This is a genomic window from Pseudoalteromonas tetraodonis (assembly GCF_002310835.1).
In the GTDB taxonomy this organism is placed as follows: domain Bacteria; phylum Pseudomonadota; class Gammaproteobacteria; order Enterobacterales; family Alteromonadaceae; genus Pseudoalteromonas; species Pseudoalteromonas tetraodonis.
Genome location: NZ_CP011041.1, coordinates 1577659 through 1600135 on the forward strand (window position 1 = coordinate 1577659; position 22477 = coordinate 1600135).

The window sequence follows — 22477 nt, forward strand, 5'->3', positions numbered from 1 at the left end:
AAGCCACGCATTGCGTGGCTTTTTTTGTGTTTTAGTTAGCCCAAAATTTGCTAGAATATGCGCACTAGAATAGGGACTGCATATTATATTAAGGAAAATAATGCTAAAACACGTCACTAAAAAAATATTTCGCACCAGTCACCTGCAAATTGGTGAGGGTAATATCAGCGGTTACATTGCTTGCTTTTTGGCGATATTAAGTTGCTTGGGAGTGCTTGCATTCCACTTCCCTGAATATTTAACGACTCCAGAATTGCGTAAAAGTTATAGCGTCGAGTTTTTACGTCAACTTATGTTTGTTGCCCTTATTATTTCAGGAAGCCTGGGTTTACTTAATTTTGTACGAAATACCAATAAGCGCTTGGGGGCGACTGCGTGGTTTTTTATTGTACTAGCAATTGGCTTTGGCGGCCCGAATGTTGAAGTGAATGACTTTGCCGATAACACCCCATATATTGGCTTAGACTGGTTTATATTAGACTTATTAGGCTCAACCTTAATTTTTATTTTAATTGAAAAACTGCTTCCGCATCGAAAAGAGCAAAAAATACTGCGTAGTGAATGGCGCGGGGATTTAAACCATTTCTTTGTCAATCATCTAATAGTGGGCTTTGTATTACTGGTTACTAATCATTTTGTTCATTATGGTTTTGGTTGGGCGGTGTCGAGCACATTACAAGGTTACATAGCGCAAATGCCGTTTATACTGCAGCTATTTTTAATTATTTTGGTGGCTGATTTAATGCAGTATTGGACACATCGTGCGTATCACGAAGTCCCCTTTTTATGGCGATTTCATGGTGTGCACCACAGTGCCAAAGAAATGGACTGGTTAGCAGGCTCTCGTCAGCATATTTTAGAAATACTGGTTACCCGTAGTTTAGTGTTAACGCCTATATTTGTGCTGGGTTTTTCACAGCAAATTATTAGTTTGTACGTGATTATTGTAGGCTTTCAAGCGGTATTTAATCACGCCAACGTAAATGTAAAATTTGGGTGGTTAAAGTATTTTATAGTTACACCGCAGTTTCATCATTGGCATCACGCATCCGATAAAGCCGCAATTGATAGAAATTATGCAGCCCATTTTTCGTTTTTAGATTACTTGTTTGGCTCTGCAGTAAAAGGGCAAGCAGAGTGGCCTAAAGAATATGGGGTTGTGGGTGATTACATGCCTGTAGGTATGCTAAAGCAACAAATTTACCCGTTTAAAAAACAAAAATAGTGTTCAATTTTAGCTTGTGGCCATAATATTAATGGCCGCATAACCACTATAAAAAGTCAGCTAATGCGCTAAGTGTTGGCCGCTGTGTGATATTTTCGCTCATGCATTGCTGCGCAATATGTTTTAAGTGCATGACTTCAGCGTTTTGCTCTTGGCAGGTTGTGAGTAAATCCTCGATTAAACACCCTAAAGCACGCACTTCTATTAACTGCATTTGTTGACGTTGATAGTCACTGAGCATAGTAAGATCAGTGGCCGCGCCAAAATCCCCAAACAGCACACGCGCGTGCGGGTCAACCATGGTATTGTGCGCATATATATCACCATGGCTTATATTGTGCTGGTGCAAGTGGGCCACAGTGCTAACCATTTGCTGCGCTATGGCATAAATTGCGTGGGTAGAGTAGTGGCAATCGCTTTCAAATGTATCTCTAGTACAGGTATCAAGGCTGGGCGGTAAGCCTAGATTTGTATAGCTTGTATCAATTAACTCCATCACTAAACCAAGCTGTTGCTGTTGTTCAATGTAAGCCAGTACTTTAATTAAGTTTGGATGCTCAAGCGCTTGCAAGCAACAATTAACTTCATCCAGCGGGTAACCATCGCTTGTAATAGTCCCTTTAAATAACTTAACAGCAACCGGCTCTTTATTCGTTGAATAAGCAAGATGGATAATCCCTGATGCGCCTTGGCCTATTACTTTACTGAGCGAGTAATCTGCCAGTGGTTTATTGGCTAAATTTGATTGGGTAAGGCACTGTGATTTATTAAAGCAATTACCTGCAAATGCAAGCCAAGTCAGTTTTGGTAGTTCAAATAGCCAATCATCAATTTGAGTTAACTGATTTGCAGAGAGCCTAACTAGTTCTAGGTTATGGCAGTTTGCCATGCTTATTGGTAGCTCACTGAGCTGATTACCTGCCAATGCCAGCTTTTTAAGCGCAGTGTATTGGCCAAATGTTGCAGGCAGCTTAGCTATTTTATTATCTGTAAGAATAAGCCATTCAATCGTTTTAGGTAGGCAGTGATCTGCAAATTCAGTGATGTGATTACCTTTAAATGCAACCATTGTCAGAGCAGGGCACTTAGCGAGTATTTTAGGTATATGTTTAAACTGATTAAACGATAAAAACAGTCGTTTTAATTTTGTTAGGCAGGCAAATTCATCAGGTAAATCAGATAAATTGTTATTAGATAAATCCAAGACTTCAAGGGTATCCGCGAGGGTAAAAATTTCCTCTGGAAAGTGGCTTAGCGCTTCAACTAATTGTAGGTGTTTTGCACCAAGTAATTGGCCGCTGCGAAGTTGTGAAAGGGTATTCAAAATTAATAATCCATTTTAAAATCAATAAAAAGGCCAACTAAGTTGGCCTTTAAACACGATTAAGCTTTAACGTTTAAAATTGTGCGTTGTGGTACACGTTTTGTACGTCGTCACAATCTTCAAGCATGGCTAAAAAGCGTTCCATCACTTCTACATCTTCGCCTTCAATAGGGGCTTCTACTTGGGGTACAAAGGCAATTAAGTCTTCGTCAAATTCTGTCACACCCATTTCTTCAAGTGCGGTACGCGTATTGTTGTATTCAGTGTGTGGAGCAAATACCGTCACTTTACCATTTTCTACTTCTACATCGGTTACATCAACGTCAGCCATCATTAGCGCTTCAAGTACGGTTTCATCGTCGTCACCGTCAAATACAAAAATAGCAAGGTGATCAAATAAGTGTGATACCGAGTTTTGTGCGCCAATTTTAGCGTTTGCTTTAGTAAAACACACACGTACATCAGCAAAGGTACGTTTGTTGTTGTCGGTTAAACAGTCAACAATAATCATGCAATTACCTGGGCCGTAACCTTCGTAGCGCGTAGCTGCATAGTCTTCACCGCCGCCGCCTTTGGCTTTATCAATGGCGCGTTCAATTACGTGAGCCGGTACTTGGTCTTTTTTAGCGCGTTCAATTAAACGACGCAGTGCTAGGTTACCGTCTGGATCAACACCGCCGTTTTTTGCACAAATATAAATTTCTTTACCGTATTTTGAATAAACTTTAGTTTTAGCACCCGCAGTTTTAGCCATTGAATCTTTTTTGTTTTGGTAAGCTCTTCCCATCTGCGTTTCGCCTTAATATGTATAAATAATTGAAAAAATTTGCAAGCCCATATTCTAAAGGTAAATGCCGGGCAGGGCTAGTAAGTATTGAGATTGATTACTAAGTAACGGGGGGAACAGTTATTATGAATGGAAAATAAAACAACCCGCCGAAGCGGGTTGTTTATTCGTTACAAATGATGAACGTTTGTCAGGGGATTACCAAATACGAACACGTTCGTCTTCTGGTAAGTACAACTCATCACCTGGTTTTACATCAAATGCTTTGTACCATGCGTCGTGGTTACGAGGAGCTTGTGCTCTAAAGCGACCTGGCGCATGCGTACCGCCACGTAATTGATTTAACATGCTTTGCTCAGTACGTTTTTCTTTCCATACCTGTGCCCACGCTAAGAAGAAACGTTGATCGCCGGTTACACCATCAATCACAGGGGCTTCTTTACCATTTAGGCTTAGTTTGTAGGCATGATAAGCCATGGCTAAACCACCTACATCACCAATATTTTCACCTAAGCTGTTGCGGCCATTTACAAAGTTACCTGGAATTGGCTCATATTTGCTGTACTGAGCCGCCAGTTTGTCGGCTTTAGCATCAAAAGCAGCACGGTCTTCGTCAGTCCACCAGTTACGTTGTATGCCGTTAGCATCTGATTTTGACCCTTGGTCATCAAAGCCATGGCCCATTTCGTGGCCAATCACGGCACCAATACCACCGTAGTTTACCGCAGGATCTGCATTTGGATCGAAAAACGGCGGTTGTAAAATAGCGGCAGGGAATACAATTTCATTAAATGAGCTATTGTAATAAGCATTTACACGTTGTGGTGTCATACCCCAGCGATTGCGGTCGGTTTTCTTAAGCTCTTTTTCAACGCTATCGGCTTGGAAAAACTCACGCATATTTTTTACATTAGCCATTAAATCATTTTTGCTAATGCTTAAGCCTTCGTAAGATTGCCATTCATCTGGGTAACCAATTTTTGGCACAAACGCCGCTAATTTTGCACGCGCATTCACTTTTGTTTCTGCGCCCATCCAATCTAGGTTATCAATACGCTCGCCAAGGGCTGTGCGTAAGTTTTCAACCAGCTCAGACATTTGTTGCTTTGATGACTCAGGGAAATAACGTTCTACATAAATTTTACCAATCGCAAAGCCTAGTGAACTAGTGCCTGACATTTGGCTGATCGCACGTTTCCAGCGCGGACGAGGCTCCTGCTGACCATTTAACTCTTTACCAAAGAAAGCAAAGCTGGTGTTAAATATGTCTTCTGACAACAGCCCAGCGTTACCATTAATTGCATGATATGTTAGGTAGTCTTTCCATACGCTTATATCTTCGTTGTTGATTAAATCAATCATGGCCTTTACAGGTTCAGGCTGCGACACGTTTAGCTGCGGTACTTTGTAACCTGTTTGCGCAAAGTATAAATCCCAATTAAATCCAGGGTACTGAGTACTTAACTCGTCGCGTTTTATTTGGTTTAACGTTATGTCACGATTACGGCGTTTTTCACGTGGCCAATGACCTTCTGCAATTTTTGTCTCTAGCGCTAAAATTGCTTGTGCACGTTCAGTGGTATTTTCAACACCAGCAAATTTAAGCATGTCGGCAATATGTGCAACATACGCTTCACGAGTTTTGACAAAACGCTCTGCATCTTCAAGGTAATATGAACGATCAGGTAAGCCTAAACCACCAGCACCTAACGACATTTCGTATTTATTAGGATCTAAGCGGTTAAACCACATACCACCACCAATTGGGGCGCTAACACCAGTGAGCCATGAATTACCAAAGATTTTTGCTAAGTCATCAGTTGAGTCGACAGCGTTAATATCGTTAAGCAATGGCTTAATGGGAGTCACACCGAGCTTATTTAGCGTGTCGGTATCCATGTACGAATTATAAAAATCAGCAACTAGTTGCTCTTCTGCATTTAAATTTTCACGTGCTGCAATATCTTCAATAATTTCTTTTACACGCTCTTCACTGCGTTCAGCTAACGCAGAAAACGCACCATAGCGTGTTTTATCTGCTGGCATTTCGTAGTTGTCGTACCATGAACCGCTGGCATACATAAAAAAGTCATCGCCTGGTTTTACAGCTTCATTGCGGGCAGTTAAATCAACCCCAAAAGTGCCTAATTCAGCTTGCTCAGTTGCTTGTGGTTTTTCAGCGACTGCTGCGACTTGCTCAGTTTTTGTAGTTTGTGGCTCTGAACAGCCGGTAATAAATGTAGCGGCGAGTGCCGCTGCAATTAAACTTTTTTTCATTACTTTCCCCTATGAATTCACGTTATTTAATTCGTTATATTTTTGTTATAAAAATAGCTATTTGATTGTATTGATAACTTCACTTCAAACAAACCTTTTGAGGTGAATAACCGTACCGGTCGATAAGATGAATAAAATACTATCAAAATAGCAAAAAAACACTCAACTACTTAAATCGTTCTTGAGCGGCTTAGTTTATTGCGCCTTTGACTGCTTTTGCTGTAATGCCCACATACGGGCATATTCACCGTTTTGATTTAGTAGTTCTTGGTGTTTGCCTTGTTCAATAATTTCACCAGCTTTTAAAACAATAATTGAGTCTGCGTCGGTTATGGTCGAAAGTCGGTGTGCAATAACAATACTGGTGTGATCATTTGCCACTTCACGCATTGCTTTTAAAATAGCTTGCTCTGCATGAGAGTCGAGCGCAGAGGTTGCTTCATCAAAGATTAAGATGGGTGATTGCTTTAAAATAGCACGGGCAATGGCAATCCGTTGTTTTTCACCCCCTGAGACTTTTAACCCACGCTCACCCACGAGGGTTTTATCGCCTTTGTCTAAGCTATTTATAAAGTCGGTTAAGTGCGCCATGTTAATTGCTTTATTTATTTCATCTTCAGTTGCTGAGGGTCTGCCATAGGCAATATTCTCACGGATGGTGCTATTAAACAGCACAGTATCTTGGGGGACTATCGCAATGGCTTTACGCAAGCTTGCAAGAGTAACTGTATTAATTGCTTGTTTATCTATGCTAATAGTGCCTGATGACAGCTCATAAAAGCGATACAGTAATCGGGCTAATGAGCTTTTTCCTGCACCACTTGCACCCACAATCGCGACTTTTGAGCCGGCAGCAACATTAAAGCTAATGCTTTTTAAAATAGGCCTTTTACTGTCGTAGTGAAAGCTTACTTTATCAAAGCTAATTTCACCTTGTTTAATGACCAATTCTTTAGCCTCATGAGCATCCGCCACTTTAGGTTGTGTATTAAGCAGGCCGAGCATGTTTTCAAGGTCGGTGAGGGCACGGCGTATTTCGCGATACACAAACCCTAAAAAGTTGAGCGGTAAAAAGAGTTGAATCATATACGCATTGATCATCACCAGTTCACCAATCGTTAACTCGCCCGTGACAACTTCGCTTGCGCCAAGCCACATTAATGCGGTTATTGCACAGGCAATTATGAGTGCTTGCCCTGAATTTAGCGCCAGTAACGAGAGTCTGTTTTTTAATCGTGCTTGTTCCCAGGTTGCTAAAAACGTATCGTAAGTTTTAGCTTCATACTCTTCGTTATTAAAGTATTTAACGGTTTCGTAATTTAATAAGCTGTCGATGGCGCTTGTGTTACTTTGGTTGTCGGCAGCATTTGACTCGCGAATAAAGCGGTTTCGCCATTGGGTAACTGCCACGGTAAAAAAGATATAAATAGCCACAGCAAGTAGGGTGATCAGCGCAAACCAAATAGAAAATAAGGTGCCAAAAATAATCGCCACGGTCATTATTTCAAACAACGTGGGCACAATATTAAACATTAAAAAGCGCATTAAAAAGCTCAAACCACTGGTGCCGCGCTCTATGTCTCGACTTATACCGCCAGTTTGTCTGTCTAAATGAAAGGCTAAATCTAACGAATGCAAATGTTTAAATACTTTAAGGCCAATATCACGCATGGCATGCTCGGTGACTCGAGAAAATACAGCATCGCGTACTTCACCTAAAAACACGCTGGCAAATCGCAGTGCGCCGTACATAACGAGTAATAAGGTTGGGACGAGCAGTAGCGGGTTAATTGATTTATCAACCGCATCAATTATTTCTTTTAAAGCCCATGGCATGAGCAATGTCGCGCCTTTAGCACCGACTAGCGCTAATATGGCAATCAGCACACGACCTTTAAATTTAGTGATATAAGGCCAAAGAGTTTGAATGCTTTGTTTTAAATTCATAGCGTCGGGGCGTTTTACTGAACTTTGTCTGGAGCGCATCGAGGATCTCAGTATTGTTTTTATATAAATGAAATAGCTTAATGTTGGCTATTGTATTTTAATTAGCTGCCCTTATATACTAGCTATCCTTTATTTTAGTTTTAAATGACAGATGTTAAAATTTCGCGTTTTTTTAGCTACTTGCTTGTTTTTTGCTGCACTCTTTAGTGTGCAAAGCCATGCTATGGGCGTAAAGCACGAATTAAACAGTAACCAAAGCAGTTATAGCCATGTTGTTAATGTCGAAAATTTAACTAACGCTCCCACACCGTTAAAATCGCTAGGTAATTTACAGCATAAAAACTCAAAGCATTCTGAGTTTGCTGCGCATCAACCTAGGCTAACAGCCAATAACTCATTTTTATTTTTACACAGTGCGCAGGGCGATCCTGAATACGATGTAGTGCATGAGTTTTTTGCGCTAAATGGGTGTAGGCATATTTTTTTGCGACCGCAAGCAGTCACCATAAATCAGCCTTGGTATACTTGGGTTTTTAAAAGTAAAAAGTCGCGCTTGAGCGGCTGGAAAGATGCGAATCTGTTATACACCGCTGTAACCACCTACCACGCTTAAAGTTCCTTAATTATCGTTAATTGGTTTTAACGCATCGCGTTTTGACCTTAATTTTAATTGTGCCTAATAGGTACGTTACTGAGCTATGCCTAGTAATAAGGAACAACTATGTTAAGTTTTAAAAAACAAAAAAAGCCATTTATGGCTAAATTTAAATTAAGCTATGTAGCCATGTTGGTTGTATTGGTTTTACTGGCAATAAGCGCTTTACCTAATTTATACCCGAATAAATCGTGGTTGCATATTAGTGCCGCACCTGAGGTTAAAACACAAGCAATACCAAGTACTGAAAACATAGTGCGCTTTTTAAATAGCCAAGGGTTTGAGGTCAGCCAAGGGGTAGAAAACCAAGCAACAATTAATGTGCTTTTAAATACACCTACGCAAAGTGCCCAAGCTCAAGCGGCTATAAAATCGAATTACCCAAACACACAAGTTAAAATTGTAGAACATGCAACCAGCCCTATTTGGTTACAAGAGTTTGGTCTATCGCCCATAAAGCTGGGTCTTGATTTAAACGGCGGAGTATTGTTTGTACTTGATGTTGATTTAGATAAAGCCATTGATGAGCAATTACTCAGTGCTTACCAGCAAACGAAAGCCATTATTGTTAAACAAAAAGCCTATGGTGTTAAAGCAAAGCAAACTAACCAAGGCTTTGAAATAAGTGCATTAGAAAATGCAGCTGAAAAGCTAACCTCAGTTATTAGCGACCTTAAAAGCCGCTTTGAAAATCTAACTTTAACCACATCAACTCATGGCAACTTACAGGTCGTTAAAGTGAGTTATTCTGAGCAAGGGCGCAGCGCATTTGATAAACAAGTCATGAGCCAAACACTCACTACGCTTCGCTCACGCATTGAAGAGTTAGGAATTACCGAGGCGGTTACACAGCGCCAAGGTAAGCAGCGCATTCGCATTGAGCTACCCGGCGTCCAAGACCCAGCCGAGGCAAAACGTATTATTGGTGCTACCGCGTCACTTGGGTTTTATCAACTTAAAGAGATTGGCGGACAAACATTTAATTTGCAATCGGGTGGGACTATTAAGCTCGACCCTGTGCCTATTTTTACTGGTGAGCACATTAATAATGCCAATATTGGCCGTGATGACTGGGGTAAACCTTTAGTACAACTGAGCCTAGATAGCCAAGGTGGCGATGCTATGTCGGCGTTTTCTAAGGCGAATATAGGCAAGCCGATGGCAACGCTCTATTCAGAGTATTCACAAAATGCTAAAGGTGAAGTGGTTAAAAAAAGCGAAGTCATTAATGTGGCGAATATAGCCCAGCATTTAAGCTCACGCTTTAGTATAACCAATATGCAAAGCCAGCAAGCGGCTGCCGATTTAGCGCTATTACTCCGTGCAGGATCGCTTACGGCGCCAGTAACCATAGTACATGAACAAACTATTGGTCCAAGCCTTGGCCAAGACAACATTAACAATGGATTGGCGGCGTTAATGTTAGGCATGGGGTTAACGCTTGCCTTTATGGCGCTGTGGTATCGTCGTTTAGGGCTTATTGCAAATGTTGCGTTAGTTTTAAATTTAACGTCTTTAGTGGGGTTAATGTCATTATTACCTGGGGTGGTTTTAACACTTCCTGGTATTGCAGGTTTGGTGCTAACCATAGGAATGGCAGTTGATACTAACGTGATTATATTTGAACGCATTAAAGAAGAGCGCCGCAAAGGACGTCCTCCATATCAAGCGATACAAGAGGGCTATAAACAAGCTGCGAATACGATTTTAGATGCCAATATTACCACGATGATCACCGCGATTATTTTATATGGCATAGGTTATGGCCCTGTAAAAGGCTTTGCTATAACGCTGGCGCTGGGACTTATCACATCGGTATTTACTGGTGTGTATGTATCGAAATATTTAAGCCAAAGCTTATATTTAAAGCTGGGTAAAAAAGCAGGAGTAAACGCGCATGCTTAATTCTTTTTTAAAATGTGAGGCAGGGTCTCGTATACGTTATACAGGCATGCTGATCAGCGCCATATTTGTGTTGTTGTCGGTATTCACCATTGCACAAAAAGGGCTAAACTTTGGCCTTGATTTTACGGGTGGATACTTAACAGAGTTTACCACCAGCCAAGGTGTTGAACTAAAACAGCTTGAGCAATTTATTGCAAAAAATCATCAGGGTGAATTTGAGCTAACAGCACAGGGCAATAATCATTTTCAACTAACACAAGGCCCCAATAATACAAGCAATAACGATGACTGGAAAACGGCTATTAGCCAAAACCCAACTATAAATGCTGAGGTTTTATCATCGGCATATATTGGCTCTCAAGTGGGTGATGAACTATTTGAACAAGGCTGCTTAGCATTATTTGCTGCGATGGTCGCGGTAATGATTTATTTAGCTGTTCGTTTTGAATGGCGTTTGGCATTAGGCTCTGTGGTGGCTTTATTTCATGACTTAGTGCTGGTGGTTGGCTTATTTGCATGGTTACAAATAGAGTTTAACCTAACTGTTTTAGCCAGTTTGTTGGCGATTATTGGCTACTCATTAAATGACTCAATAATAGTTGGAGATAGGGTGCGCGAGCTGTTGCGCATACCAACAAACATCACACTCAAACCAAGCAGTATTATCAACAGTGCTATTAAAAGTACCTTAACTCGTACGCTTATTACCTCCGGGACTACGCTCGCAACGGTGGCAAGTGTTTGGCTGTTAGCAGGGGCGCCGCTTCAGGGATTTGCAATTGCTCTGTTTGCAGGAATAGTCGTAGGCACGTTATCGTCCATTTGTATTGCTGCAACATTACCCGAGCTACTTGGGTTAAGTGCTAAAAACTACGATAAGCAAGTGGATCAGCAAACGCAGGCATTAATGGATATGCCATAGGCTTAAATCAGCATTGTTGTTACACAGCAAAGGGATAGTGTTAGGTGTAGCAACAATGCTAAAATGGCAAAATTATTTTACCGTATTTAGTGAATTTCCAAATGAATAAAGCCCATGTTACAGAGCACCTGCGTTTTGCCTTAGAAGAGCAGCTTAATACTGCGAAAATTGCAGCTCAAACAGCCCACGATACCGCGACCCACGAAGAAAGTATTGCAGAAACTCAATATGATACGCTCGGGCTTGAAGCTGCGTATTTAGCGCAAGGTCACGCTGATCGGGTGAATGAGTGTTATAAAGAAATACAACTATTTGAAGCCATCTACAACGACGTCGTTACAGGCACAATAGCAGTCAGTTCATTGGTGTGTTTAGAAGATGATGCAGGCACACAAAAATGGTTTTATTTAGGCCCTGCAGCTGGTGGATTAACCGTTGATATTAAAGGCACAACTATTCAAGTACTTACCTCTGGTGCACCATTAGGCCAACAGTTATTAGGTAAACAAGTCGATGATGAAGTTAGTTTAACACTCGGTGATGTAAAACATAGTTACGATGTGGTTAAAGTGCTTTGAATGTAGTATTTATTTGTCTCTTACGCTGAGACGCAGCATCTCGTAGGCCTCTTTGTTAAATAATTGCCTGAAACTTATAGAATAAAATTAGAGATGAGCCGTTTATGAACTTAGTTTTGGTTAGTGATATATTTGGTAAAACAGCGGCTTTAAAAGCATTAGCTGAAGAACTAAACGCTCAGTCTATTGTCGATCCCTATGGCGGGGTGGATTTGGCATTTAACAGTGAACAGCAGGCCTATGAGTATTTTAGTCAGCATATTGGCCTTGATGAGTATGTCGCTATTTTACAAAAAGCGATTAAACCACTCGCTGGTAACATCATATTGATTGATTTTAGTGTTGGCGCATCGGCAATTTGGTCAATGTCTGCACATCCGGCGATTAAAACGATAGCTAAGGGCATTTGTTTTTACAGCTCGCAAATTAGGCACCATACTGAGCTAAACCCGGCATTTGAAATAGAGTTAATTTTTCCTCACTATGAGCAACATTTTGATGTAAAAGCACTTCAGGCTAAGTTGGCAACAAAGCCTAATGTTTCCGCTAAGTGTGTTGATTATTTGCATGGTTTTATGAACTCGCATTCGAATAATTTTAATCAACGCGCTTACGATGAAACATTAACTGTGTTATCTAATAAGCTAATATAATAAACTAGTTAAGGAGTGTTTATAACTCGATGTTAGCCGGTTTCACTCAATCACAACTAAGGCATTTATAGCGTGAACTTATAAGATTTGCTTGAGTCTGATAATCATTAACGGATAAGCAGTTAAATAAAGGACATAAATTTAAGGGAATATTATGGAGATAGGGATTTTTACCGTCACAATTACGGGTGTTTTACTCACGGCTTTATTTATAAAGTACTTAACTTTTAGGCCTGAGCGTGTTTTTTCTGATATTGGAGAAAACGTTCTACTTTGCAAAAAACCTCACTGGTTCAATAATAATAAAAGTAGAATGCAGCTTATTCCTAAAGGGGCGATAATTAAAATACAGCTAGCGTCAAATACCGTTACTTTATTTTGTAAAAGTGGCAATGTTATTGATATACCAGTTCCAAACTCAAAGTTTACTGCCGATGTTTTGCAAAGCGCAAAAACACACTTTCACAAAGCAGAAGTAGTAATACTAGACAACTAACACACCACTATGAGAACTGAATATAGATTTTAAAATTTTTTAAAAGGCGCTGAAAATCGATTAGTTAAAGTGGATGTCAGTTTGTTAATGTAATAAAGCGCCAAGATTACGCAGGTTATTGCTGTATTTAATTGTTTATCTCAATGGGTTTAGGCTTTTTTAACAAATTTAGCCGTCACCATCATTTCACCTATGCCATCTACTTTACAGTCAAGCTCATGATCTTTTTTATCAAGTACACGTCTTACTAAGGCTTTGGTGCCAATTTTAATAACTTGTGAGCTACCTTTAATTTTTAAATCTTTAGCTACGGTTACTTTGTCGCCATCAGCAAGTAAAGTGCCGTTTGCGTCTTTCACTAAAATAGCGTCTTCGTCATTAGTAACATTCGGGTTCCACTCATAGGCACATTCTGGACAAATAAGCAGCTGTTGGTCTTCGTAAACGTATTCACATTGGCATTTAGGACAAGCGGGAAGAGACATGATGATCACTTTTAGTATTAAATTTTGGCTATTTTAAAACACAAATTAGCAATAAAAAAGTTCATCAAAAATTTTTATCTTTACGCTAAAAATATCTCGTTTGTGTGCATCTAAAAAAGGGCATATAAATCACCTGTCGCTTAAGCAATTTAAGCGCTAACGTTTATAGTAGATATTCGTTAAAGCACCTATCGTATTAAGTGATTTGCTAAATGCTGCACTTAGTGCGATAGGTGTTTCTATTTGCTGTTTTATTCGCTGAGCTAACTGATTAGCAAGGCTGCTTTGTATATTTTGACTTAACTAGGAAAAGTCGTGTTTAAAACCTTAATTGTGGTTGATAACAATGAGCAAACGCTTGCTCTTTCATTTGAAAATGTCATTACATTTGACACCTATTTGCGTGACTACCCAAAACGCAACGAACCAAAAACCCGCATAATAAACCTATGTGATGCTAGCCAGTATTTAAGTAAAGGCTATTACTGTTCGTTACTTGCTGAGGCGCGCAAGCATCAAGTATTACCGAGTGTAAAAACAATTAACGCGCTTCGAAGCAATCAAGCGTCATTACAAAATATTGGCCATATTGATGGTGCTGTTTATTTTGGTCATGCGGGAAATGATCAACAAGCTAAAGCCGCTAAATCGGTATTTAAACAATATCCGGCACCTATTTTATTTGTTGATGAGCAAGGCCTATTACAACAAGGATCATTAGCGTCACTAAGCGAGCAGCAGTATGCTGCGTTTATTGAAAAGCTAAATGAGTTTACCCAAACGCAATGGCGTATTGGTAAAGTAGAGCGCCGTTTTCGTTGGGATATGGCGATATTGGTTGATCATAACGAAAAAGTACCGCCAAGTGATAAAGATGCAATAGCCCGTTTTATAAAAGCAGCAGCGAAACATGGTATTAACGCAAAAGCACTCAGCTTTGAGGAAATAGACAATATTGCCCAATTTGATGCGTTGTTTATTCGCCAAACAACAGCGATTGATCACCCAACGTACCGCCTTGCAAGTAAAGCGCAAAGCCTAGGTTTAGTGGTGATTGATGATGCGGAGTCTATTTTACGATGCTGTAATAAAGTGTACTTACATGATGCATTCAATTATCAAAAAGTACCGAGCTTAAAAACCGTGGTGGTCGCAGATCAATCAAAAGACACAATTGAGCAACTAGAAGCGTCGTTTACTTATCCGCTGGTATTAAAAATGCCAGAAGGGTCGTTTTCTAAAGGCGTGTATAAAGTTGCTAATCGTGATGAATTAGAAGCTAAGCTTAGTGAGTTATTTGCTTTAAGTGCGCTAGTTCTGGCGCAAGAGTACATGTACACAGAATACGATTGGCGTGTAGGGGTACTTAATGGCCGTGCTATTTATGCGTGTCGTTATTTAATGGCGCGTAACCATTGGCAAATATATAACCATGACGCAAAACGCTTTTTCTCGGGTGGCTTTGAAACATTGCCTACGTTTGAATTACCTAAAGCTGTACTGGATGCTGCTTTAAAAGCATGTAAAACCGTGGGTAAGGGTTTATACGGTGTGGATGTAAAAGAGCATCAAGGCCGTGCGTATGTGTTGGAAGTAAACGATAACCCAAGTATTGATCACAAAGTAGAAGATGGTTACTTAGGTGATGAGTTATACATGATCATTATGGATGAGTTTAAACAGCGCCTTGAAGCACGAGGTCGCGGCTAATGCTTAACGCATTGTCTGATATGACGATTTTGGCAGGAGCGGGTATTAGTATTCGCCCTGCAAGCGCGAGTGATTTAAACGCCTTAGTGGCGCTTGAAAATGCCTGCTTTAGTAACGATAAGCTTAGTGCGCGAAGTTTAAAGCGTTGGCTTAGTGCTAAACATGGGATTTTATTAGTCGCCGAGCATAATTCGCAATTATGTGGTTACGGTTTGGTGTGGTGCCACAAAGGCACGCGGTTAGCGCGTTTGTATTCGTTAGCCGTATTACCGACGATGCAGGGCAAAGGAATCGCTAAAACGCTGCTTAAAGCCCTTGAAAAAGCCACTAGTGAGCGTGGGCGTATTTATTTGCGTTTAGAAGTGGCAGTAAATAACGACAGCGCCATAGGGCTTTATAAAAGTGTAGGGTATCGAGTTTTTGGTCAATACAGTGATTATTACGATGATCACAGTGATGCCTTGCGCATGCAAAAAAACATTCGCCAAACCAGCGAGTTGCAAGTTGAGCGTTTAACGCCATGGTATCAGCAAACTACCGAGTTTACCTGTGGGCCTGCGGCATTATTAATGGCAATGGGCTCGCTTGATAACAGCACAGAGCTGAGTCAGTCACATGAATTAGCTTTATGGCGTGAAGGCACCACCATTTTTATGACCTCGGGACATGGCGGTTGTCATCCGTTTGGATTGGCATTGGCTGCAAATAAACGGGGATTTAAAAGTGAGGTCATTGTTAATACCTCAGAGCCATTATTTTTAGATGGGGTACGCAGTGATAATAAAAAAACGGTGCTGGCGACAGTACATCAGCAATTTGTTGAAGGCATAGCCTCGGCTAATATTCCTGTTACCTATAAAGATGTTGAACTAACTGATATAGAAACGTGGTTAAACCAAGGTTTTAGTGTGTTACTGTTAATAAGCACTTATCGGTTTGATGGAAAAAAATCACCGCATTGGGTATGTGTTACTCATTTAGATGCGCACTGTGTGTACGTACATGACCCGTTTTGCGAACCAGGTAACGACAATCAATTAGCGATTGACTGTCAATATGTGCCAATTGCACGCAGCGATTTTAGTAAAATGTCGGCTTTTGGTAGTCAAAGGCTTAGAACGGCAGTTGCTATTGGTAAAAAATAATAGATTAGGATTTTAAGTGACATTTTTAGATTTTATCGATGTAGCCCCATACTCGTGGGCAGCTATTGGTACGGCGGCTTTTTGTGGGGCTATTATTGGTATAGAACGGCAATTGCGTGGCAAACCTGTAGGGATCCGTACTTCTGCACTGATCACCTTAGGTACTTACTTGTTTTTATCGACTGCGTTTAATTTACAAGGGGATGTGATTGATCATTCTCGCGTAGTCGGGCAAATAATTACCGGCATCGGCTTTTTAGGCGCAGGCGTAATGCTCGCAAAAGACGGTGCGGTAGTCGGGGTTACCTCTGCTGCCACCATTTGGGTACTGGCCTCCATTGGCGTGATGATAGCAACCGAAAACCTCGGGGCTGCTATTAAGCTCTCGGTGCTTGTGGTGGGTATTTTATACGGCGTTGACGTGCTAGAAGCTAAGTTTAAAAGCTTAAGTAAAGGCGTGCATGCTAAAGTGAAAAGTTATCATAAACGCTATTATCGAAAAGACAGTATTGATACCGAGCGCCACTAATTAGTGGCGTTTTTATGCGGGTAGTGCTTTGTTTTGGAAGCTAAGCGCATCTTCAATTGGTGCGGGGCGGCCAATAAAATAACCTTGTACACTGTCTACATTGAGTATTCTTAACGAGTTTAGTTCTTCTGCGGTTTCGATCCCTTCGGCAACAATGGTGCAGTCGATTGCTTTTGCAAATCCACACAGTGCTTTTGCCAGTAAAAATTTACGATCGTCTGTGTTTATATTTTGAGTCAGGCTAATATCTAATTTTATAATATCGGCCTCAAGCTCTAGTATGTGCTGAAATGAGGAAAAGCCAGCGCCTACATCGTCAATGGCCAAGCGCAGACCTTTGTTTCTGAGAGGCCTAAGTGCAGCTCGCATTTTTTCGTAATTAGAAATTGGCGAATGTTCAGTAATTTCTAATACCACCCTAGTGCAGTCAATCTGTTGTAATGTTCGTTCAAGTGCGCCGCTAAGAATGTGCGAAGGCGAGCAATTAATGGCAATGTAAGTTGTATTATTAAACTTTGCCATATTGGCTACTGCATTTTTAATGGCCAGCATTTCTAATGATTCACTTAAACCCACCTTACTCGCTTCTTTAAACCAGATATCAGGGGTTTTATAAGGGGTGGTAAAAAAACGTGCAAGCGATTCAAAACCTACAACTTTATTATTTAGTTGACTATACATAGGCTGAAAATAGATACTAATATCATTATCGCTAATAATTTGCTCAATAGTTGATTTTGTGTGGTTGTACGATACGCTTTTATCTAAACTCTTTTCAATTAATCCGGTCGCTATTTCTGAAATAATATTTAAAAAAGATAAATCGCGCTCATTTAAGCTCTCATCATGGTGTGATTTATAACAACAAAACGTACCATATAATTTCCCGTTCGACAGGTTGATAGGTACACCTATATATGCCCCTATACCTAATTTTTTTGTAACCGGCATCGCTTTGGTTATTGGGTTTGCTTTGGTATTAGTAATAATAGGGCTAAGCTTGTTGTCGGTGATTTGTTGGCAATACGTTTCATTAATCGGATCGGCATTACCCACTTTAACAATTTGGTTTTCAGAGGGGTTATCGACCACTTTAAAAACACGCTCATCGTTAATAAATTCAGATATAAAAGCAACATCCATATCTAAATGTTTACGAACCAAAGTGAGTAAGTTAGCTAGTTTAGCCTTAATGGATGCATTGTTGTGTTGTTCGACAAGCAAATTGGTTAATTCATCCATCGGCTATCTCCCTATGTTAATACCACTACACCTAATGAGTAATACTATAATTTATATATATAAAAAGATCTAATCAAGGCCTATCAATCTTTGTTCACGCATATTTAAATTTAGGCTAATTTTAGCTGTTATAGTAAGTAGGCTTACATATATGTTGTAGTTATTATCTATTTTTTAATCCTAGGCTGATATGCTTGAAGTTTATGGGAGGTAATTATTTAAAGGGATATTAATGCATCAGCATTCATTTGATAAAACAGAATCAGTCAGATTAACCGTATTCAAAAATATAAGCTTAATAATTACATTAGTTGCTTTAGTTGTCACTTACGTTAATGTGTTTATGAGTAAAAATTATGTTTTGGGCTTTATTGAACTTGCATTAGCTTTTTTTTGTATTTATACGTATCACCAAACGAGAACAAATCGCTCTAAATTATGGCATCGCTATGCTGTTATTTATACTTACTTTGCAGTTGTGTTGCTTGCTATCACCGCAATTAACTTAGAGACTGGCATATCGCATTGGGTGTGTACTCTTCCTGTATTGGTTTACTTATTGTTTGGAAAAAGCATGGCTTTATAAGCAGCTTTAGCTTTTTGATTACGTTGTTACTGCTGTTTTATGTGATCGACAAACGGTTAGTTGAAATAAATTTTAAGCTCATCATTAATCTTTCTCTGACGTATATTATCGTGTGGGGTGTTTCACATGTTTTTGAATCGATGAGAGCCTCTAATCAAGAGGAAATTATTAATTTAGCATTACGCGACAGCTTAACGCAGGCTTATAACCGGCGTGCTTTTAAAAGCCATTTTCATAACCATATCGACTTTTCTAACCCCTATTGTTTTGCCTTAGCTGATCTGGATTTTTTTAAAAAAGTAAACGATAAATATGGGCACGATGCCGGTGATGCAGTGCTGGTACAATTAACACAGTTATTTAAAAAACATTTAGGCGATGAACATGTTTATCGTTTTGGCGGTGAAGAATTTACATTGGTGGTAAATGACGACATAGAGGTCGCTATAATCACAATGGATAAGCTAAGAACTGACATACAAAATCATCAATTTACTTATATGCAGAGCACGTTAAACATCACTATTAGTATTGGCTTGGTCGGTATTGATGCACATGAGCATACTCACCTGAGTGAAATTTTAAGATTAGCCGATAATTATTTATATTTAGCTAAAAACAACGGTCGAAACTGCGTTGTCAACGGCCTGACTAAAATATCAAACAAGGGCAAAGAAACATTAACCAAATAACTTTCGTCTGACTACTTTTCTGTATTCGCTCGGGGTTTGGCTCAATACCTTTTTAAACACACGGGTTAAATGGCCTTGATCGTTATAACCAACTTCTAACGCGACTTCCTGAATTGATAAGTTCGATGAGGCCAGTAATTCTTTTGCACCTTCAACACGTAGCTGCTGCCAGTACTCTATAGGGCTTTGATTTGTAGCAAGTCGAAACCTGCGTGTAAACGTGCGGTAGCTTAAGCTAAATTGTGCCGCGACTTCTTGTAAATCTAACTCACTAGATAAATTAGTTTTTAACCAAAATTGTATTTGTGCAATAAGTTCATCAGCATGTCGGTTAACGGCGCCTTCTAAATAGCGTTGATCTTCGTAGGGTTTACGTATTTCATGTGAAAAGTTCCGCTCAACATGCTGCGCCGCTTCTTTGCCATAGTATTGGCTAATAATATGAACAATAACGTCAGCTAAGGCATTTAAACTGGCTACCGTATACATGCGCTCTGATTGGGTAATAAAAAAATCAGGTTTTAAGCTAACGTTTGGATAATCTTGAGAAAATTGCTTGGCATAATGCCAGTGAGTGGTTGCAGGGTGACCATCAAGTAAACCGGCTTCTGCGAGCAAACAATTGCCGGTACCAACACCAATAATATGGCTTCCCATGGTAAAACTCTCATTGAGCCAATTAACTATTGGTTGATTCGTTTTAACAACAGGGCGTGGATTACGCCAAATACCCGGAACAATGATTAAATCGCAATAGGGGGCGTTATCACTGCTGCAATCAGGCACGATGGCTAAACCTGTTCTGGTTGCAATAGGAGCCATATTTTTTGCAATTAAATGAATATTCAGTGCTCTGAAGTTTTTTTTACTAGTGTGTCCCTTGGCAAACGCTTCACCTGCTCTGAGCATTTCAATTGGCAAGGTTAAACTAGTTACCAGTAGGTGCGAGTAAACAGCAATGGCTATATTTAATGGTGGATTTGTTGGATTATTGCTCATTTAAATGCTCCGACCAGTTGTTTTTGGCCTTTTGTGCTTAATATTTGGCTATTAAAGCACAAAGATGTGTGCGTAATCCATTTAAACTAACTTCATATTCTTATAACACGTTTTTTAAAGGTAAATTATGACCGCATTACCCGTCATTGTCGGCATGGGAGGCATTAATGCCGCTGGCCGTACTTCTTTTCATCAAGGTTATCGTCGTATCGTGTTAGATAGCTTAGAGTCTCAAGCTCGCCAAGAAACATTTTTAGGCCTCGTCACATTAATGAATTTAGTGAGTGTTGTGAATGGACAACTACAAGACATGCAGGGCAATAATGTTGAGCAAAGCGACATAGAAGCACGTTTTGGTGAGCAAATTATTGCAGGTACATTAATTCGCAAAATTGAAAAACAACACTTTGATGTAGATGCCACGCCGTGGCAGCAAAAAATGACGTTAACCGCATCGGATGAAAACGCGATTGTGTTTGAAACACGCCGTCGTGATTTACCTTCGCCAGTACCTGAAAGTTGGCACGTTGAAGAGCTTGAAAATAAAAAAGTGAAAGTAACTATTGCGGCTCAATTTGATATTAAACATGATTCTACTCGCGATAATCCAATTAAATCTGCTGGGCAACTACCCACAGGGTTTGATCCGTCAATTATGTACAATAGCCGCTACCAACCTCGTGGTTTACAAGCTACTATTTTTGCTGCCACCGATGCAATAAAATCAACCGGACTTGATTGGCAATACATTATGAATAGTGTTGAGCCTGATAAAATTGGTACCTATTCAGCATCGGTTATTGGCCAAATGGACGATAAAGGTTTAGGTGGGTTAGTCAAAGCGCGCCAGCAGGGTGATCGCGTCAGCACTAAGCAGCTAGCACTGGGTTTAAATACAATGTCGACCGATTTTATCAATGCCTATGTTACGGGCAATGTAGGGACTACTTTTTCTACATCGGGTGCGTGTGCTACTTTTTTATATAACTTGCGCGCAGCAGTAAATGATATACAAGCAGGGCGCACACGTGTTGCAATTGTGGCAAGTGTAGAATGTGCGATTACCCCTGAAGTGGTTGAAGGCTTTGGCAATATGAGTGCGCTGGCTAATATTGAAGGTTTGCGCCGCTTAGATGATTTAAGTAATGACGATGAACCTGATTATCGTAGAAGCAGCCGCCCATTTGGCGAAAACTGTGGCTTTACTTTAGGTGAAGGCGCACAAGTGGCTATATTAATGGATGATGCGCTGGCACTTGAACTAGGTGCAGACATTATGGGCTGTGTGCCTGATGTATTTGTTAACGCCGATGGAGTAAAAAAATCAATTACTTCACCTGGGCCTGGTAACTACATTACCATGGCAAAATCGGCTGCACTTGCCAGTAGCTTACTAGGTAAAGAGGCATTACAGCAACGTAGCTTTATTTTAGCCCATGGTTCAAGCACACCACAAAACCGCGTAACTGAGTCGTTAATTTATCATAAAGTAGCGCAAACATTTGCAATAGATAATTGGAAAGTAACCGCCCCTAAAGCGTATGTTGGCCATACTATAGCACCTGCCAGTGGCGATCAGCTTGCCATTGCCTTAGGTGTATTTAGTCATAATATTATGCCGGGTATTACCACTATAGATAAAGTGGCTGATGATGTTTATGCAGATCATTTAGATATTCGTAACAGTCACTATGATTGTGGTGATATGGATATTGCATTTATAAATTCTAAAGGGTTTGGTGGTAATAATGCAACAGCCACAGTGCTTTCAGCAAAAGTAACGATGCAAATGCTTGCTAAGCGTCATGGCGATGAAATGATGGGGCTCTATACCAGCAAACATGCAGCGGTAAAAGAAGCACAACAGCACTATCAACAACAAGCAGATTTAGGTCAATACACGCTAGTTTATCGTTTTGGTGATGGGCTGATTGATGAAAATGACATTGTTATTGATGAGCACAGCATTCAGCTGCCAGGCTTTGAAAAAGCAATTATATTCAATACAACACATTCCTATCAAGATATGTTCTAAGCACACATACTTGTTAGCAAGGCGCTTTTTAAGCGCCTTTTTTAATGTATGAACCCATATTGTAGTTTAACTAATGCGCTAATTAGTTCCTTAACAAAAATATTAAAACTTCACCTCTTTGCAAATACTTCAAATTACTAATCTCTTCTTCCGCATTAAAAATAAAGCACCTTGATAAATTGAAAATATTAGGTTTGTTGCATACAATATAATAATTAATTAGTAGTATGTTATTTATTTTATTAAGTTAAAAAGTATTATTTATTATGCATCAAGAACTTTATA

Annotated in this window: 19 protein-coding genes and 1 pseudogene; 13 read left to right on the forward strand and 7 right to left on the reverse strand. The window is 39.9% G+C overall.

Annotated features, from left to right (window positions below; translation table 11 throughout):
* The first annotated feature begins 100 nt into the window (after positions 1-100).
* Positions 101-1225 (forward strand): sterol desaturase family protein, encoded by a 1125-nt coding sequence (locus PTET_RS07285; RefSeq protein ID WP_013464825.1) that lies wholly within the window; start codon positions 101-103, stop codon positions 1223-1225.
* 46 nt (positions 1226-1271) lie between these two features.
* Here PTET_RS07285 and PTET_RS07290 read toward each other — a convergent pair whose 3' ends face one another.
* The 4 genes from PTET_RS07290 to PTET_RS07305 form a co-directional block, all read right to left on the reverse strand.
* Complete coding sequence (locus PTET_RS07290; protein ID WP_013464826.1) at positions 1272-2549, reverse strand: protein kinase; 1278 nt, start codon at positions 2547-2549, stop codon at positions 1272-1274.
* 73 nt (positions 2550-2622) lie between these two features.
* Positions 2623-3336, reverse strand: coding sequence for a YebC/PmpR family DNA-binding transcriptional regulator (locus PTET_RS07295; RefSeq protein WP_013464827.1), 714 nt, complete (start codon positions 3334-3336; stop codon positions 2623-2625).
* Positions 3337-3534: 198 nt separating this feature from the next.
* Entirely contained in the window at positions 3535-5613 is a 2079-nt protein-coding gene (locus tag PTET_RS07300; protein WP_096038408.1) for a M13 family metallopeptidase, read from the reverse strand.
* Between the two features lie 195 nt (positions 5614-5808).
* The gene (locus PTET_RS07305) at positions 5809-7599 is read right to left on the reverse strand and encodes an ABCB family ABC transporter ATP-binding protein/permease (protein WP_174818627.1); all 1791 of its coding nucleotides are present in this window, start codon (positions 7597-7599) and stop codon (positions 5809-5811) included.
* 112 nt (positions 7600-7711) lie between these two features.
* Here PTET_RS07305 and PTET_RS07310 point away from each other — a divergent pair, with 112 nt between their 5' ends.
* The 6 genes from PTET_RS07310 to PTET_RS19205 all read left to right on the forward strand — a co-directional run bounded on the left by PTET_RS07310 (position 7712) and on the right by PTET_RS19205 (position 12769).
* The gene (locus PTET_RS07310) at positions 7712-8173 is read left to right on the forward strand and encodes a hypothetical protein (protein ID WP_013464830.1); all 462 of its coding nucleotides are present in this window, start codon (positions 7712-7714) and stop codon (positions 8171-8173) included.
* 108 nt (positions 8174-8281) lie between these two features.
* Entirely contained in the window at positions 8282-10120 is a 1839-nt protein-coding gene (gene secD / locus PTET_RS07315) for a protein translocase subunit SecD (RefSeq protein ID WP_013464831.1), read from the forward strand.
* Complete coding sequence (gene secF / locus PTET_RS07320) at positions 10113-11042, forward strand: protein translocase subunit SecF (protein ID WP_013464832.1); 930 nt, start codon at positions 10113-10115, stop codon at positions 11040-11042. Before secD ends, secF begins: the two co-directional genes overlap by 8 nt.
* A 101-nt stretch (positions 11043-11143) precedes the next feature.
* Entirely contained in the window at positions 11144-11620 is a 477-nt protein-coding gene (locus PTET_RS07325) for a GreA/GreB family elongation factor (protein WP_013464833.1), read from the forward strand.
* 104 nt (positions 11621-11724) lie between these two features.
* Positions 11725-12273 carry a hypothetical protein gene (locus tag PTET_RS07330; protein ID WP_013464834.1) on the forward strand — a complete coding sequence of 183 codons (549 nt, stop codon included), beginning with the start codon at positions 11725-11727 and terminating at the stop codon, positions 12271-12273.
* A 154-nt stretch (positions 12274-12427) separates the two neighbouring features.
* Positions 12428-12769, forward strand: coding sequence for a hypothetical protein (locus PTET_RS19205; protein WP_231893575.1), 342 nt, complete (start codon positions 12428-12430; stop codon positions 12767-12769).
* Between the two features lie 149 nt (positions 12770-12918).
* Here the strand turns inward: PTET_RS19205 and PTET_RS07340 are convergent, their stop codons facing one another.
* On the reverse strand, positions 12919-13254 hold the full coding sequence (locus tag PTET_RS07340; RefSeq protein WP_013464836.1) for a zinc ribbon domain-containing protein YjdM: 336 nt from the start codon (positions 13252-13254) through the stop codon (positions 12919-12921).
* Positions 13255-13569: 315 nt separating this feature from the next.
* Between PTET_RS07340 and PTET_RS07345 the strand changes: the two genes are divergently transcribed.
* The 3 genes from PTET_RS07345 to PTET_RS07355 are packed head-to-tail and all read left to right on the forward strand — an operon-like array spanning position 13570 to position 16638.
* Complete coding sequence (locus PTET_RS07345; protein ID WP_013464837.1) at positions 13570-14964, forward strand: RimK family protein; 1395 nt, start codon at positions 13570-13572, stop codon at positions 14962-14964.
* Entirely contained in the window at positions 14964-16109 is a 1146-nt protein-coding gene (locus PTET_RS07350; protein ID WP_064663748.1) for a GNAT family N-acetyltransferase/peptidase C39 family protein, read from the forward strand. Before PTET_RS07345 ends, PTET_RS07350 begins: the two co-directional genes overlap by 1 nt.
* 16 nt (positions 16110-16125) lie before the next feature.
* Entirely contained in the window at positions 16126-16638 is a 513-nt protein-coding gene (locus PTET_RS07355) for an MgtC/SapB family protein (RefSeq protein ID WP_013464839.1), read from the forward strand.
* Between the two features lie 12 nt (positions 16639-16650).
* Here PTET_RS07355 and PTET_RS07360 read toward each other — a convergent pair whose 3' ends face one another.
* Positions 16651-17880 carry a sensor domain-containing phosphodiesterase gene (locus tag PTET_RS07360; RefSeq protein ID WP_013464840.1) on the reverse strand — a complete coding sequence of 410 codons (1230 nt, stop codon included), beginning with the start codon at positions 17878-17880 and terminating at the stop codon, positions 16651-16653.
* 232 nt (positions 17881-18112) lie between these two features.
* Between PTET_RS07360 and PTET_RS07365 the strand changes: the two are divergent.
* Positions 18113-18567, forward strand: a pseudogene (locus PTET_RS07365) (GGDEF domain-containing protein); the annotation flags it as partial.
* Between the two features lie 39 nt (positions 18568-18606).
* Complete coding sequence (locus PTET_RS07370) at positions 18607-19158, forward strand: GGDEF domain-containing protein (protein ID WP_081485450.1); 552 nt, start codon at positions 18607-18609, stop codon at positions 19156-19158.
* Here the strand turns inward: PTET_RS07370 and PTET_RS07375 are convergent.
* A complete protein-coding gene (locus tag PTET_RS07375; RefSeq protein ID WP_013464843.1) occupies positions 19147-20157 on the reverse strand; it encodes a GlxA family transcriptional regulator in 1011 nt (336 codons plus the stop codon). The genes PTET_RS07370 and PTET_RS07375 overlap by 12 nt on opposite strands.
* 127 nt (positions 20158-20284) lie before the next feature.
* On the opposite strand from PTET_RS07375, the gene PTET_RS07380 reads away from it, so the two are divergent.
* Positions 20285-22192, forward strand: coding sequence for a beta-ketoacyl synthase (locus tag PTET_RS07380; protein WP_096038409.1), 1908 nt, complete (start codon positions 20285-20287; stop codon positions 22190-22192).
* The last annotated feature ends 285 nt before the right edge of the window (positions 22193-22477 follow it).